This window comes from Microbacterium sp. NPDC059771 (assembly GCF_042732495.1).
GTDB classification, from domain to species: domain Bacteria; phylum Actinomycetota; class Actinomycetes; order Actinomycetales; family Microbacteriaceae; genus Microbacterium; species Microbacterium sufflavum.
Window position 1 is genome coordinate 52,898 of record NZ_JBHWHK010000002.1, and the last position, 14,999, is coordinate 67,896.

Below are 14,999 nucleotides of genomic sequence, written 5' to 3' on the forward strand. Positions count from 1 at the left end.
AAGGGATGCCCGGGAGAGCTCCGCGCATCACCGAGGAGTTGCCATGACCGACCGCAATGACGACCTGTTCTCCGCTGCCCGCGCTGTGATCCCGGGTGGGGTGAACTCACCGGTGCGCGCCTACGGCTCGGTGGGCGGGACGCCGCGGTTCCTCGCTTCGGCGAAGGGAGCGACCGTCACCGACGCCGCCGGCCGAGAGTACGTCGACCTGGTGGCCTCGTGGGGCCCGGCGCTGCTGGGCCACGCGCAGCCCGAGGTGGTCGCCGCCGTGCAGGACGCCGCAGCGCGGGGTCTGTCGTTCGGTGCCCCGACCGAGGGCGAGGTCGAGCTGGCCGCGCTGATCGCCGACCGGGTTCGTTTCGGCGACATCCGACCCATCGAGCGCGTGCGCCTGGTGTCCACGGGGACCGAGGCGACCATGACCGCGATCCGACTCGCCCGTGGCGCGACCGGTCGCGACCTGCTGGTGAAGTTCGCCGGGCACTACCACGGCCACTCCGACGGGCTGCTGGCCGAGGCGGGGTCGGGCGTCGCCACGCTCGCGCTGCCCGGATCCGCCGGGGTGCCGGCACCCATCGCCGCACAGACGCTCGTCATCCGCTACAACGACCCCGAGGCGCTCGACGCGGTGTTCGCCGAGCACGGCCAGCGCATCGCCGCCGTGATCGTCGAGGCGTCCGCGGCGAACATGGGCGTGGTCCCCCCGCGGCCCGGATTCAACCGCCTGATCGCCGACACCGCACACGCTCACGGCGCGCTCATGATCCTGGACGAGGTGCTGACGGGCTTCCGCGTGCACCCCGCGGGGTTCTGGGGTCTGCAGGCCGCGGCGGGCGAGGACTACCTCCCCGACATCATCACGTTCGGCAAGGTCGTGGGCGGTGGCATGCCGCTGGCCGCGCTCGGCGGTCGCGCCGAGGTCATGGACCTGCTGGCTCCGCTCGGCCCGGTGTACCAGGCGGGCACGCTGTCGGGGAACCCGCTGTCGGTCGCCGCGGGTCTCGCCACGCTGCGCCTCGCGACGCCCGAGGTCTACGCCACGGTCGACGCCGCGGCGACCCGGGTGGCGACCGCGCTCGACACCGCCCTCAGCGACGCGGGCGTGACGCACGCGGTGGCGTCGGCCGGCAACCTGTTCAGCCCCTCGTTCCGCGCCTCGATCCCGCGCGACTACGCCGAGGCGCAGGCGCAGCAGTCGTTCCGCTACTCGGCGTTCTTCCACGCCATGCGCGAGCACGGTGTCGCGCTTCCGCCGAGCGTCTTCGAGGCGTGGTTCCTCACGGCTGCGCACGGTGAGGACGAGTTGCAGCGCATCGAGGCGGCGCTGGCGTTCGCGGCCAGGGCCGCGGCAGACGCCCGGCCCTGATGTATCCGTGCCCACAACGGATCGTTGCTTTCCTGTGAGCAACTTCCAGCCAACCGGGAGCGCCGCGCTGGCAGACTAAGGGGCATGGTGACGTTGCTGCTGGACCAGACGCAACTCGAAGTCGTGCTCTCGCCCATCGAACGTGCCGCCACCTTCCACCGTGAGAACGTGCGGATCCCGCGCGACACCATCACCAAGGTGCAGCTGACCGACGACGCCTGGACCTGGCTCCGCGGTGTGCCGAACCCCGGGACCCACATCCCGACCGTGCTCGCCGCCGGCAGTTGGAAGGCCGCCGGAACCCTCGACTTCGTGCTCATCCGGCGGCGTCGCCCGAGCGTCGTGATCGACCTCGAGGGCGACCCGCAGTACAACCGGCTGATCCTCACCACGCGGCACGGCCTCGCACTCACGCAGGCGCTGCGGCTCGAGGTGTCGGACGAGCCGGCGAGCGTCGAGGAGATCGTCGCCACCGCACCGACGCCCGTGTCGAAGGGCAGCCGTCGTCCGGTCATCCGCCCGCGGCCGGCCTAGCAGCCCCACGAACGACAGACGCCCTCCCGGCCGTAGCCGGGAGGGCGTCTCGTGTCTCGGGCTCAGCCGCGGTGCTCGTCGCCGTCGGTGTGCTGCTCGCGATCGTGCCCGTCGTGATCGTGCGCGTCGCTCTGCCCCTCGTCGTGACCGGGGCCTTCGCTCTGCCCGTCGTCGAGTCCGTGGCCTTCGCGGTCACGGTCGTCGCCGCTGTGCGCGCCGTCGTGCTCGCCGCTGTGCTCGTCGTCGTGCTCGGGCACCGCGTGCCCCTCGCTCTCGTGCCCCTCGCCGTCCTGCACCTCGGCGACACCGTCGTGGGGCTGGTGGTGCGCGTCGGCGGTGCCGTGGTCGTCCTGACCATCGGTCGCGGTGTCGCGAGCCAGCGGGACCGTGTCGATCACGCCGGTGGTCGCGACGCTCCAGTGGGCCCCGGCGTCGTGCGGCTCTCCCGACGCGCCGGTCGCGGGCATGCTGTCGGCGGTGCTCAGCGGGTAGTCCCGCGGCTCGTCCTCGTAGTACGCGCGTGCGGCAGCGGAGAGCAGGGAGCTGACGGCGGCCGCGCGGGGGTCTTCGTCCTCGTCCGGGGTTTCGGCTCCGTCCGTGCCGCCCGCCTCGAGCGGCGCCTCCTCGGCATCGCGGTCGCCGTGGTCGGCCTCGTCGGTCTCGTCCGCCTCCTCGGCGTCGTCCAGCTCGGCGAAGAACTCGATGCCCGCGGGGTCTTCCTCGATGGACTCGTCATCGGCGGTACTCACCGGCTCGTCGTCCGCCGGAACCGGATCTGCGGCGGGCTCGTCGGACGCGATCCCGGTGTCGTCCGCCGGCGCCTCATCCGCCGGGCTCTCGCTGTCGTGGGCGTCATCGACGGAATCCAGCGCGGACTCCTGATCGTCGGCGAGGGGCTCGTGGCCCGCGGGCTCGTCTACCGGAGTTCCGTCTGCCCCGGTTGCGTTCTCCGGAGTCTCGTCTGCCTCGGTTCCGTTCTCCGGGGCCTCGTCCGCCCCCTCCTCGGTCGGTGCGGAACCGGTGCTCCACGCCGAACCGCCCGTTGACTCCGCGTCGTCCGAGCCGGTCGGGACATCACCCTCGGAGTCCTGCTCGTCGCTGGACACATGCTCCGGGGACGCGCTGTGGTCGTCGTCGGCGGACTCCGGTGTCGTCGCGAACAGCTGCGCGAGGCTGCGTCGCGTGGGCCGCTCGGTCGGCTCCTCCTCCTGGACCGGCGCGGTGCCGCCGAACAGGATCTCGTCGAACGAGGTCGCCGTCTCCACGTGCGACTCGGACAGGGAATCGCCATCGCCGATCCGCGCCGCGTCCTCCATCGTCACGGGACGCACGTCTTCTTCCACCGGGACGACCGCGACCGGGCCGGTGGTCGCCGTGACCTCCGCCACGGTCTCGATCACGTCGGAGTCCTCCGTGTCGGCGGCGGCGACGAGGTCCTCCGACGCGGGCTCCGCGTCGGTCGACTGCTCGTCCACGTCGTCGTCTTCCGCCGTGGCGTCCGTCGGCTCGGGCATGGTCTCGGTGGTGAGGTCGTCCGCGAGAGCGGCCGCACCCCCGGCAGCCAGAGCCGATGCTGCGGCACCGGCGCCCGCTGTCGCCACGTCGGCGGAGGAATCGCTCGCCTCATGGTTCGTATCGGTCGCTGCCGTCTCGCCCGGCGCCGCCCCGCCCGCAGCGGCCGCGGTCGTGTCCGCCGCTGTGCCGAAGCGACCACCGCGCATCAGATCGATGAAGACGTCTTCCAGCGTGGGCCCGCGCTGCACGAGGGTGCTGAGGGCGATGCCGGCCTCAGCGGCCACGGCACCCACCGTGCTCGCGTCGGCTCCGCGCACGGTCAGCCCGGAGCGCAGCACCTCGATGTCGAAGCCCGCCGCCACCAGCGCCGTCGTGAGGCCGGGACGATCCACGGAATCCACGATGACAGACCCGCCGGCCGGGTCGGCCAGGGTCTCGATGCCGCTGGACAGCACCAGCCGTCCCTTCGACAGCACCAGCACGTGGTCGGCCACCTGCTCGATCTCGCTGAGCACATGCGACGACACCAGGACCGTGCGCCCCTCGTCCGCGAGACGGCGCATGAGCAGACGCATCCAGCGGATGCCCTCCGGGTCGAGGCCGTTCGCCGGCTCGTCGAAGACCAGGGCACCGGGGTCGCCGAGCAGCGCGTGTGCGACGCTCAGCCGCTGCCGCATGCCGAGGGAGAAGCCGCCGATGCGGGAATCGGCCTCGCTCTCCAGGCCCACGAGCGACAGGACCTCGTCGACGCGGGACAGGCGGATGCCGTTGGCCTTCGCGGCGATGGTCAGCTGCCGGCTGGCCGTGCGGCGAGGGCGGTAGACCGTCTCCTCCAGCACGGAGCCGATCGTGCGCAGCGGCTGGCGCAGCTCCGGATACGCGACGCCGCCGATCGTGGCGGTTCCCGACGTGGCACGCACCTGACCGAGCAGGATGCGGAGAGTCGTGGTCTTTCCGGCGCCGTTGGGACCGAGGAAGGCGGTCACGGCCCCGGGCTCGACGCGGGCGGAGAAGTCCGAGACGGCGGTCACCTCGTTGAAGCGCTTCGTCACATTCGTGAACTCGAGCACCTGTCCTTCAGGCATCCGGCACCTCTCGTCGCGATGAACAGTTCCCCCTATCCTGCCGGAAAACCGCCCCGGAACCCGCATTCCGTGCGGAATTCCACCCCTGGTGAGAAGGTAGCCTGGCACCCGTGACCGATACCTCTGCCGCCCCCCGTGTCCTCGTCCGCACGGAAGGAGCGCTCGGACGGCTCACCCTCAATCGCCCCGAGGCGATCAACGCGCTCGACGAGGACATGATCGCCGAGATCACCCGGGCGCTGGTGGCGTGGCGTGACGACTCCGACGTGCAGATCGTGCTGATCGACGGCGAGGGCGAGCGCGGCATGTGCGCGGGCGGCGATGTGCGCCGCCTGCACGAGCAGATCGTGTCCGGTCACCCCGAGCGGTCGGCCGAGTTCTTCCGCGCCGAGTACGCGATGAACGCGATGATCGCCGAGTACCCCAAGCCGGTCGTGGCGCTGGCCGACGGCATCACGATGGGCGGCGGCATCGGGCTCGCCGGGCACGCGGCCATCCGGATCGTCACCGAGCGGTCGAAGCTCGCGATGCCGGAGACCCGCATCGGCTTCACTCCCGACGTCGGTGGCACGTGGCTGCTCGGGCGGGCGCCGGGACGGTTCGGCGAGTACTTCGGGCTGACCGGGGCGACCATGAGCGCCGCCGACGCGGTGTACCTCGGGTTCGCCGACCACGTGGTGCCCTCCGACCGCCTCGACGCCCTGCGCGACGCGCTCGCGCACCGCGCCGACCCGACGAGCCCCAGCGAGATCGTGCTGCTGTTCGACGAGACGCCGGAGCCGTCGACGCTCCCGGCATCGCGCGCCTGGATCGACGAGGCGTTCTCCGCGCCGACCGTGCCCGAGATTTTGGAGCGGCTGCACGCGCAGGGCACGACAGAGGCCACAGCCGTGGCCGATCTCCTCGAGGGGCTCGCGCCGACCGGGCTGGTCGTGACGCTCGACGCCGTGCGTGAGGCGCGGGAGCTGCCGGGACTGCGCGCCGCGCTCGAGGGGGAGTACCGACGGGTGCTGTGGTTCGTCAACGAGCACCCGGACCTCGTGGAGGGCATCCGCGCGCAGCTGGTCGACAAGGACCGCAACCCGAAGTGGCAGCCGGCGACCCTCGCCGAGCTGCCGGCGGACGCGGGTGCGCCGGCCCGCGAATACACGCCGCAGCCGCCGCTGTTCTGAGGGGCAGTCCGCTCGCTGACGCGGGCGGCGATCGCGCAGGCTTCCGGCGGGCCCTTCTTCGTCACCGTTCAGAAAAGTGCTGATCGCACGGGATGCGGTTCGCTGTGAGCGAAGGTCCGCCCCCAGGGGGATACGAATGTCCCCGCTTCGTGGCACGCTGTCCTATGGCCGGTCGTCGGTCGGCATCCGTCTGCCGGGAGATCCGCCGCCTCCTCCTTCCTAGAAAGTCCGCCTGTGCTGGGAAAAATCCTCCTCCGCTATCTGTCCCGATATAAGTGGCTCCTCGTGGCCGTGCTGGTCTTCCAGTTCGCCAGCGCGGCTGCCACCCTCTACCTGCCCCGCCTCAACGCCGACATCATCGACAAGGGCGTCGCGCAGGGCGACACCGCCTACATCTGGCGCACCGGTCTGTTCATGCTCGCGGTCTCCCTGGGCCAGATCGTCGCCTCCGTGATCGCGACCTTCTTCGCCGCGCGCGCGGCGATGGGCGCGGGTCGCGACATCCGTGCCGACGTGTTCGGCAAGGTCAGCGGCTTCTCCGAGCGCGAGGTGTCGCAGTTCGGCGCCGGCTCCCTCATCACGCGCAACACCAACGACGTGCAGCAGGTGCAGATGCTGGCGATGATGGGCGCGACCATGCTCGTCACCGCGCCGCTGCTCGCGATCGGCGGCATCATCTTCGCCGTGCAGACCAACGCCGGGCTCAGCTGGCTCATCGCCGTGTCGGTCCCCGTGCTCCTGCTCCTGGCGGCGCTCGTGATCGGCCGCATGGTGCCGCTGTTCCGCAGCTACCAGGGCAAGCTCGACACCGTCAACCGCATCATGCGCGAGCAGCTCACCGGCGTGCGCGTCGTCCGCGCGTTCGTGCGCGAGCGCATCGAAGAGGAGCGCTTCCGCGGAGCCAACACCGACATCATGGTCGTCGGCCGCAAGGTCGGCTCGCTGTTCGTGCTGCTGTTCCCGCTGTTCATGCTCATCCTCAACGTGACCGTGGTCGCCGTGATCTGGTTCGGCGGCATCGAGGTCAACAACGGCACCGTGCAGGTGGGCACGCTGTTCGCCTTCATGCAGTACATCGGCCAGATCATGGGCGGCGTCATCATGGCCAGCTTCATGGCGATGATGATCCCGCGCGCCGCCGTCTCGGCCGAGCGCATCGGCGAGGTGCTCAACACCGAGTCGACCATGACGCGCCCCGCGAACGGCGTCACCGAGTTCCCGACGCCGGGTGCGGTCGCGTTCGACGACGTCGCCTTCACCTACCCGGGCGCCGACGCGCCCGTGCTGACCGGCATCAGCTTCGCGGCGCAGCCGGGTGAGACGGTCGCGATCGTGGGTTCCACGGGTGCGGGCAAGACCACGCTGGTCTCTCTCATCCCGCGTCTGTTCGACGTCTCGAGCGGCTCGGTGCACGTGGGCGGCACCGACGTGCGCGAGGCCGACGTGGAGGCGCTGTGGGACAGCATCGGTCTGGTGCCGCAGCGTCCGTTCCTCTTCACCGGCACCGTCGCGTCGAACCTGCGCTACGGCCGGGAGGACGCGACCGATGAGGAGCTGTGGCACGCGCTCGAGATCGCCCAGGGGCGTGACTTCGTGGAGGAGATGCCCGACGGGCTCGAGTCCCGCATCGCCCAGGGCGGCACGAACGTGTCGGGCGGCCAGCGCCAGCGCCTCGCGATCGCGCGGGCCATCGTGCACCAGCCGAAGGTGCTCGTGTTCGACGACTCCTTCTCGGCGCTCGACCTGACCACGGACGCGCGACTGCGGCAGGCGCTGTGGCGCGAGCTGCCGCACGTCACGAAGATCGTGGTCGCCCAGCGTGTCTCCACCATCACCGACGCCGACCGCATCGTGGTGCTCGAGGGCGGCACGATGGTGGGCGTCGGCACGCACGAGGAGCTGCTGGAGACCAGCGGCACCTATCGAGAGATCGTCGAGTCGCAGCTGGGGGTGGACGCATGAGCGCGCAGGACGACAAGCGCACCGCCGCGCCGAAGCGCGGACGGGGGAAGGCCCCGGTGCAGACCGAGGAGCGCGAGCTCACGGCGGAAGAGCAGTACGAGGCCGAGCTCGCGGAGCAGGCACGGCAGAACGGCGGCGGCTGGGACAGCGTCGCGCCGGGCAAGGCCGACAACTTCGGCCCGAGCTTCGCCCGCATGATCGGACTGCTCAAGCCCTCGGCCGTGTGGTTCGTGTTCGTGTCGATCCTCGGAGCCCTGGGCGTCGTGCTGACGGTCGCAGCTCCCAAGGTCCTGGCCGAGGCGACCAACATCGTCTACCGCGGCTTCATCTCCATCCAGCTCGGCCAGCCGAACGGCGACTTCCCCGGGTTCCCCGCCGGAACGTCGCAGGACGTGGTGGTCGATGCGCTGCGCGGAGCGGGACAGGACGACTTCGCCAACCAGGTCGGCGCCCTCGGCGACTTCCGGGTCGGCGACGGCATCGACTTCGATGCTCTGCGCTGGGTCATCGCCGCCGTCCTCGCGATCTACGTGGTGGCCGCGTTCCTGAGCTGGCTGCAGGGATACGTGATCAACGTCATCATGGTGCGCACCATGTGGCGTCTCCGCGAGGCCGTCGAGGCGAAGATCAACCGGCTGCCGCTGTCGTACTTCGACAGGGTGCAGCGCGGCGAGCTGATCTCCCGCGTCACGAACGACATCGACAACATCACCCAGACGATGCAGCAGTCCCTCTCCGGGGCCCTGACCGCCGTGCTCACCGTGGTCGGCGTGCTGGTGATGATGTTCTCGATCTCGTGGCAGCTGGCACTGGTGGCCCTGGTCGCGCTGCCGCTCATGGGCGTGATCTTCGGCGTCATCGGCCCGCGCTCGCAGAAGGCCTTCGGCACCCAGTGGCGCAAGGTCGGCCGTCTCAACGCCCGCGTCGAGGAGGCCTTCTCCGGGCACGCGCTCGTGAAGGTGTTCGGTCGGGAGCAGGACGCGCTCGACAAGTTCAAGGCCGAGAACGAGGAGCTGTTCCAGGCGAGCTTCAAGGCGCAGTTCCTGTCGGGCATCATCATGCCCGCCATGACCTTCGTCGGCAGCCTCACCTACGTCGGCATCGCGGTGCTCGGCGGCCTCATGGTCGCGAGCGGGCAGCTGCGCCTCGGCGACGTGCAGGCGTTCATCCAGTACTCGCAGCAGTTCACGCAGCCGCTGTCGGAGCTGGGCGGCATGGCAGCGGTCGTGCAGTCCGGCACGGCGTCGGCCGAGCGGGTGTTCGACCTGCTCGACGCCGACGAGCAGGAGCCCGACGAGGCCGACGCCCCGCCGCTCGGCGACGGCAAGGGCGTGATCGAGTTCGAGAACGTGTCCTTCTCCTACACGCCGGAGCGACCGCTGATCACCGACCTGTCGTTCCGGGTGGAGCCGGGCCAGACGGTCGCGATCGTCGGGCCGACCGGCGCGGGCAAGACCACGCTGGTCAACCTGATCATGCGGTTCTACGAGCTCAGCGGCGGGCGCATCACGCTCGACGGTCAGGACATCTCGCAGATCACGCGCGACGACCTGCGCTCGCGCACCGGCATGGTGCTGCAGGACCCGTGGCTGTTCGCCGGGAGCATCCGCGAGAACATCCGCTACGGTCGCTCGACCGCGACCGACGAGGAAGTGCTCACCGCCGCCAAGGCCACGTACGTCGACCGGTTCGTGCACGCCCTCCCCGAGGGCTACGACACCGTGCTCGACGAGGATGCGTCCAACGTGTCGGCCGGTGAGCGGCAGCTGATCACAATCGCGCGCGCGTTCGTCGCCCAGCCGTCGATCCTCATCCTGGATGAGGCCACCTCGGCCGTCGACACCCGCACCGAGCTGCTGCTGCAGCACGCGATGGCCGCGCTCCGCCAGGGGCGCACGTCGTTCGTGATCGCGCACCGCCTGTCCACCATCCGCGACGCCGACCTCATCCTCGTGATGGAGCACGGCGACATCGTGGAGAAGGGCACGCACGACGAGCTCATCGCCGCGCAGGGCGCCTACTGGCGGCTTTACCAGTCGCAGTTCGAGCAGGCCGCGACCGACCTCGACGCGGAGGAGGCCCTCACGGGCTCCACGCCCGTGGTCGTCACGGGGGAGGCCGCCGACGAGACGGCACGGGAGCAGGCCGACGACGCGATCGCCGGAGCCTCGGTCGGGGCGAACGTCCCGGCCGCGGAGGCCGCGGCCGCACGAGCTCTGCTCGATGACGGCGCCGAGGGCGCGGGGCCCCGCGACTGACGCCTCGGCGGTCCCGCACCAACGACACGACGCCCCGCTCCGGATCCTCGGAGCGGGGCGTCGTCGTCTGCGCGGCCGGTGAACGGCGGCGCCTGGCTCAGTCGGTGTGGACGGTGATGCCCAGCAGATCGAGCGGGTGCGTCAGGCGCCACCAGGGACTGGGGCCCTCCACGTCTTCGCGCAGCACGAGGGCCGTGTCCGCCGTGTCGAGCGGCCCGGTGGTGGTCAGCGTGCCCACGCGGTCGTCGGCCTCTCGTCGCTCGCCCAGGTCGAACGCGGCGGTCGCGGTCGCGGCGGCACCGTTCCACAGCACGACGTCCGCGTCCTCCGCGGTGACCACATCCACCTCCTCGCCCCACATCGTGGTGACGCGACCGACCACCGTGCCCGCGGCGACGGCCGGTTCCTCCGTCTGCAGCTCCGCCTCCGCCTGACTGAACAGCGCGCGGGTGGCCGCGAGCCGCGACTCGTCGTCGGCCTGATCCAGCACTGCCGCGAACAGCCGCACGGTCGTGTCGCCCACCTCCACATCCTTCGCGGTGAGGAGGTTCCACCCGACCAGGGTCCCGGTCTTGATGCCGACGACGCCCGGATCGGCCAGCATGCCGTTGGTGTTCACGACCGTCCCCGCGCCCGGAAGCTCGACCGAGGCGGTGCCGACGATCTCCGCGAACACCGGGTTGCGCATCGCCAGCTCGCCCAGCGCGATCAGCGCCTCCGGCGTCGCGACGTTGCGCTCATCGAAACCCGACGGCGTCACCACCGTGATCCCGGTCAGACCACGCTCGCTCAGCCACTCCTCGGCCGCCCTGGCGAACTCGGAGTTCGACCCCCAGATCTCCGAGGCCAGCCGATCGATGTAGTTGTTCGCCGAGCCGAGCAGCGTGCCCTGCAACAGCTGATACTCCGTGAGCACACCGTTGACCGGGACGTCGAGCGCCGACTGATCCTGGCGTCGATAGTCCCAGTAGCGCACGCTGTCGCCGCGGGTGAAACGGAACTCCGGTCCCTGCTCACCCGGCGCGAGCGGCATCCGATCCAGCACCATCAGGCTGCTGACGACCTTCGTGATGCTCGCGATGCTCACCGCATCCGGGATCGACGCCGACGTGGTCATGCCGGCAACCCCCACGGCCGCGCTGCCCTCCGCAGGCCACGTGAGCTCGGCGGCCGTGGCGGGCGTCGTCTCGAACTGCACCGCCTCCACCGCCGGGGGCACCTCGTGCAGCGGCCACAGCAGCGTCGTGCCCGAATAGGCCAGGACGAGCCCGGCCAGCACCCCCAACGGCACCAGCAGGCCGGGGCGCGCGATGGCCGGACGCAACCGGGCCCCGCGGAACAGCCCCTCGGCGGTCTGCGCCTCCGGCTCGGCATCGAGCGAGACGGCGGGAGCGTGGGCCGCGACATCGGCCGGATCCACCCAGGTCAGCGCGGTCGCCGGGGTCGCGTCGTCCGCCCACTGCGCGGCCGTACCGGACAGGAGGGCGACCGCTGCATCGTCGTCTTCGGCCGGGGGAGCCGGCTCCGAGACCCTCGCGCGGAACGGCGGCTTGGTCAGCGGCGGCGTCGCTGCCGTGATCGTCGAGGACGCGGAGTCCGCGGCGGGCGGGGCCGACGCGACGGACGCGATCGCGGGATCAGCGGAGGGGGAGGTCTCGGCCGCGGGGCGGTCCGTGCTCCCGTCCGCGTCGCCTCCGGTGGCGACGCCGTTCGCGGAGGCATCGGTCGCGGTCGCGGTGCGCGCACGGTCGCCGAACAGCGCGCCGAGACCGGAGGTCGACACGGCGGAGGCGGCGGGAACCCGCGCCGGGGGTCGCGCGGCGTCGTCGCCCGCGTCATCGCTCCCGGTCGGTGGGGTGGTGGTCACCCGCGCCCGCGAGCGCAGCGCGGACGTGGGGGCGTCGTCGGAGGGGGCAGCAGTCGGAGCGGGGCCGTTGCCGCCGATGCCCGTCGCCTCGCCGGCGGGATCGGATGCGGTCACCCGCTTACGGTACCGAATCCGGCCGGGAATCGGCCGCGCCGGGGCGGCGACGCGCCAACCGGCGGACCGGGTAGGATCGTCAGCACAACCACGGGAGTCCGGCGAGCCGGGCTGAGAGGGAGCGAATCGCGCTTCGACCGTCGAACCTGATCTGGGTCATGCCAGCGCAGGGAGGAGTTCCTATGAGTACGTCCACGTCCACGTCCGCATCCGCGAAGACCTCGACGGCGGCCGCGCCGCGCAGCTACCTGCGCTGGCGCATCGTCGACATCGTCGTCGCCAGTGTCCTCGGTGTCGCCGCCGGCCTGATCTTCCTCGCCTGGAACGTCGGCTACCTCGGCCCCAAGGCCCTCCTCGAACCGCTGCTCCCCGGGCTGCAGGGCCTGCTCGACGGCCCCTGGCTGTTCGCGGGCGTGCTCGGCGGACTCATCATCCGCAAGGCCGGAGCCGCGATCTACGTCGAACTGCTCGCCGCCGTCGTCTCGGCGCTCATCGGCAACCAGTGGGGCGGCTTCCTCACCCTGGAGGCCGGGCTCGTGCAGGGGCTCGGCGCCGAGCTCGTCTTCCTGCTGTTCTTCTACCGTCGCTGGTCGCTGCCCGTCGCGATCCTCGCCGGTGCGGGCGCCGCGCTCGCGGGCGGCATCAACAACCTCGTGCTCTGGTACGCCGGATCCGGCCCGGCGTTCACGACGATCTACCTGCTCAGCACCGTCGTCTCCGGCGCGGTGATCGCGGGGGCGCTGTCGTGGGTTCTGGCCAGGGGCATCGCGGCGACCGGCGCGCTCGACCGGTTCGGCTCCGGCCGCGAGGCGCGCGTCCGCGTCTGATGGGGGCCGAGCAGGCCACCCCCGCCGCCGTCGAGGCCCGAGGGTGGGGGTGGCGTCACGCGAGTCGCCTCGCCTGGGCCCTGCGCGACGTGTCGTTCCGCATCGAGCCGGGCGAGCGCGTGCTCGTGCTCGGCGCATCCGGCGCGGGCAAGTCGACGCTGCTGCACGGGCTCGCCGGTGTGCTGGGCGGCGAGGAGGAGGGCGAGAGCGAGGGCCGGCTGCTCGTCGACGGCGCCGCGGCGACCGCCACCCGGGGTCGCGCGGGACTGGTGCTGCAAGACCCCGACTCGCAGGTGATCCTGGCACGCGTGGGCGACGACGTCGCCTTCGGCTGCGAGAACCTGGGCATCCCGCGCGCCGAGATCTGGCCGCGCGTCACCGCCGCCCTGGAGGCCGTGGGGCTCGACGTGCCGCTCGACCACCCCACCAAGGCGCTGTCGGGCGGGCAGAAGCAGCGCCTCGCGCTCGCGGGACTCCTCGCCATGCGCCCCGGACTGCTGCTGCTCGACGAGCCCACCGCGAACCTCGACCCGCACGGGGTGGCGGAGGTGCGCGACGCGGTGTCGCGCCTGCTCGACACCCACCCCGCCACGCTCGTGGTCGTGGAGCACCGGCTCGACGTGTGGCTGCCCCTCATGACCCGCGTGATCGTGATCGGCGAGGGCGGCGTGGTCGCCGACGGCCCCCCGCACGAGGTGCTCGGGGCTCAGGGGCAGCGGCTCGCCGACGACGGGGTGTGGGTCCCCGGGTATCCGCCCGCGTTCCCGCCGCCGCCGCGCACGGCCCCCCGCGAGGTGCTGCTCTCGGCGCGCGGGCTCGCGGTCGCCCGGGTGAAGGGTCGCCCGGTCGCCACGGGCATCGACCTCGACGTCCACGCGGGAGAGGCCGTCGCGGTCACCGGGCCCAACGGCGCCGGCAAGTCGACGCTCGGCCTCACGCTCGCGGGACTCCTTCCGCCCGCGGGGGGAGCAGTGGTCGCCGCGCCCGAGCTCGCGGACGGCGCCGACCCCGCGCCCATCCGGTGGAGCTCGCGCGACCTGCTCACCCGCGTCGGCATGGTGTTCCAGGAGCCGGAGCATCAGCTGCTCGCCACGACCGTGCGCGACGAGCTCGCCGTCGGCCCCCGCGCGCTCGGCCTCCCCGAGGACGAGATCGCCGCGCGCACCGACGAGCTCCTCTCCCGCCTGCGCCTCGACCGTCTCGCGGCCGCGAACCCGTACACGCTGTCCGGCGGGGAGAAGCGGCGCCTCACGGTCGCGGCCGCGATCGCCACACGCCCCCGGTTGCTCGTGCTGGACGAGCCCACGTTCGGGCAGGACGCGCGTACGTGGGCGGAGCTGGTCGCGCTGCTCGCGGCCTTGCGCGACGAGGGGTCGGCCGTGGTCGCGATCACGCACGACCTCGACGTGGCCAGAGCCCTCCACGCCACCCGGTTCGACCTGGGCGGCATGCCGTGACCCTGCTCGACGCGAAGGCCCGCACCGGCGCGGTGGCCCGCATCAACCCGGTCGCCAAGCTCGGCGTGAGCGCGCTGATCGCCGTGCCGCTCATCCTCACGCTCGACCCGGTCTCGGCCGCGGTGGCCCTGGCGCTCGAGTTCGTGCTGTTCCTGTTCGCGGGCATCGGCTGGCGGGAGTTCTGGGTGCGCACGTGGCCGGTGTGGCTCGCGGCGCCGCTCACCGGGCTCACGATCGCGCTGTACGGCGAGACCTCCGGCACCGTGTACGTGGACTGGTTCGTGCTGCGCATCAGCGAGGGCTCGCTCGCCCTCGCCGTGGCGACGATGCTGCGCGTGCTCGCGATCGCCCTGCCGTCCGTGGTGCTGTTCGTGACCGTCGACCCCACCGACCTCGCCGACGGGCTCGGGCAGATCCTCCGCCTCCCCGCCCGGTTCGTGCTGGGTGCGCTCGCGGGCCTGCGCATGGTCGGACTGTTCCTCGACGACTGGCGGGCGCTCGAACTGGCGCGGCGCGCACGCGGGGTGGCCGACCGCGGACGCCTCCGCCGTTTCTTCGGGATGGCGTTCGCGCTGCTGGTGCTGTCGATCCGCCGCGGTGCCAAGCTCGCCACGGCCATGGAAGCGCGAGGGTTCGGAGCGCCGGGGCGCCGCACGTGGGCGCGCGAGTCGCGGTTCGGGGCGGCGGAGTGGCTGCTGCTCGCGGTCGGCGCGGCCATCTCCGGCATCGCGGTCGCGGCGGCCGTGCTCACCGGAGCCTGGAACTTCATCCTCGGTCCCGGCGCCTGAGCCTCACCCCGTTTACGCGAGGGGCGGGAGATACGTCAACGCGCCGTGGCTAGC

Annotated in this window: 10 protein-coding genes and 1 riboswitch; of the genes, 8 read left to right on the forward strand and 2 right to left on the reverse strand. The window is 72.0% G+C overall.

The genetic code is table 11. The features are described from left to right. Positions 1-43: 43 nt before the first annotated feature. On the forward strand, positions 44-1,366 hold the full coding sequence (locus ACFV3I_RS14005; RefSeq protein ID WP_378823299.1) for a glutamate-1-semialdehyde 2,1-aminomutase: 1,323 nt from the start codon (positions 44-46) through the stop codon (positions 1,364-1,366). An 84-nt stretch (positions 1,367-1,450) separates the two neighbouring features. Then, positions 1,451-1,900, forward strand: coding sequence for a hypothetical protein (locus tag ACFV3I_RS14010; protein ID WP_136030722.1), 450 nt, complete (start codon positions 1,451-1,453; stop codon positions 1,898-1,900). 62 nt (positions 1,901-1,962) lie between these two features. Here ACFV3I_RS14010 and ACFV3I_RS14015 read toward each other — a convergent pair whose 3' ends face one another. Beyond that, a complete protein-coding gene (locus ACFV3I_RS14015; protein WP_378823301.1) occupies positions 1,963-4,500 on the reverse strand; it encodes an ATP-binding cassette domain-containing protein in 2,538 nt (845 codons plus the stop codon). A 110-nt stretch (positions 4,501-4,610) separates the two neighbouring features. On the opposite strand from ACFV3I_RS14015, the gene ACFV3I_RS14020 reads away from it, so the two are divergent. From ACFV3I_RS14020 to ACFV3I_RS14030, 3 genes are all read left to right on the forward strand, one after another. Further along, positions 4,611-5,672, forward strand: a complete 1,062-nt coding sequence (locus ACFV3I_RS14020) for an enoyl-CoA hydratase/isomerase family protein (RefSeq protein ID WP_378823303.1) — start codon at positions 4,611-4,613, stop codon at positions 5,670-5,672. 234 nt (positions 5,673-5,906) lie between these two features. Further along, the gene (locus ACFV3I_RS14025; protein ID WP_378823305.1) at positions 5,907-7,634 is read left to right on the forward strand and encodes an ABC transporter ATP-binding protein; all 1,728 of its coding nucleotides are present in this window, start codon (positions 5,907-5,909) and stop codon (positions 7,632-7,634) included. Next, positions 7,631-9,892, forward strand: coding sequence for an ABC transporter ATP-binding protein (locus ACFV3I_RS14030; RefSeq protein WP_378802896.1), 2,262 nt, complete (start codon positions 7,631-7,633; stop codon positions 9,890-9,892). The genes ACFV3I_RS14025 and ACFV3I_RS14030 overlap by 4 nt, the downstream gene beginning before the upstream one ends. Positions 9,893-9,989: 97 nt before the next feature. On the opposite strand, the gene ACFV3I_RS14035 is transcribed toward ACFV3I_RS14030, so the two are convergent. Continuing rightward, positions 9,990-11,873, reverse strand: a complete 1,884-nt coding sequence (locus ACFV3I_RS14035) for a D-alanyl-D-alanine carboxypeptidase (protein ID WP_378802895.1) — start codon at positions 11,871-11,873, stop codon at positions 9,990-9,992. Positions 11,874-11,953: 80 nt separating this feature from the next. Next, a riboswitch (TPP riboswitch) is annotated at positions 11,954-12,063 on the forward strand. Between ACFV3I_RS14035 and ACFV3I_RS14040 the strand changes: the two genes are divergently transcribed. The 3 genes from ACFV3I_RS14040 (at position 12,056) to ACFV3I_RS14050 (ending at position 14,945) form a co-directional block, all read left to right on the forward strand. Then, a complete protein-coding gene (locus ACFV3I_RS14040; protein ID WP_136033345.1) occupies positions 12,056-12,700 on the forward strand; it encodes an ECF transporter S component in 645 nt (214 codons plus the stop codon). Its footprint overlaps the riboswitch before it by 8 nt. Continuing rightward, the gene (locus ACFV3I_RS14045; protein WP_378823307.1) at positions 12,700-14,157 is read left to right on the forward strand and encodes an ABC transporter ATP-binding protein; all 1,458 of its coding nucleotides are present in this window, start codon (positions 12,700-12,702) and stop codon (positions 14,155-14,157) included. The genes ACFV3I_RS14040 and ACFV3I_RS14045 overlap by 1 nt, the downstream gene beginning before the upstream one ends. Then, positions 14,154-14,945: an energy-coupling factor transporter transmembrane component T gene (locus ACFV3I_RS14050; protein ID WP_206252502.1), complete on the forward strand. Its 792-nt coding sequence runs from the start codon at positions 14,154-14,156 to the stop codon at positions 14,943-14,945. Before ACFV3I_RS14045 ends, ACFV3I_RS14050 begins: the two co-directional genes overlap by 4 nt. Positions 14,946-14,999 lie beyond the last annotated feature (54 nt).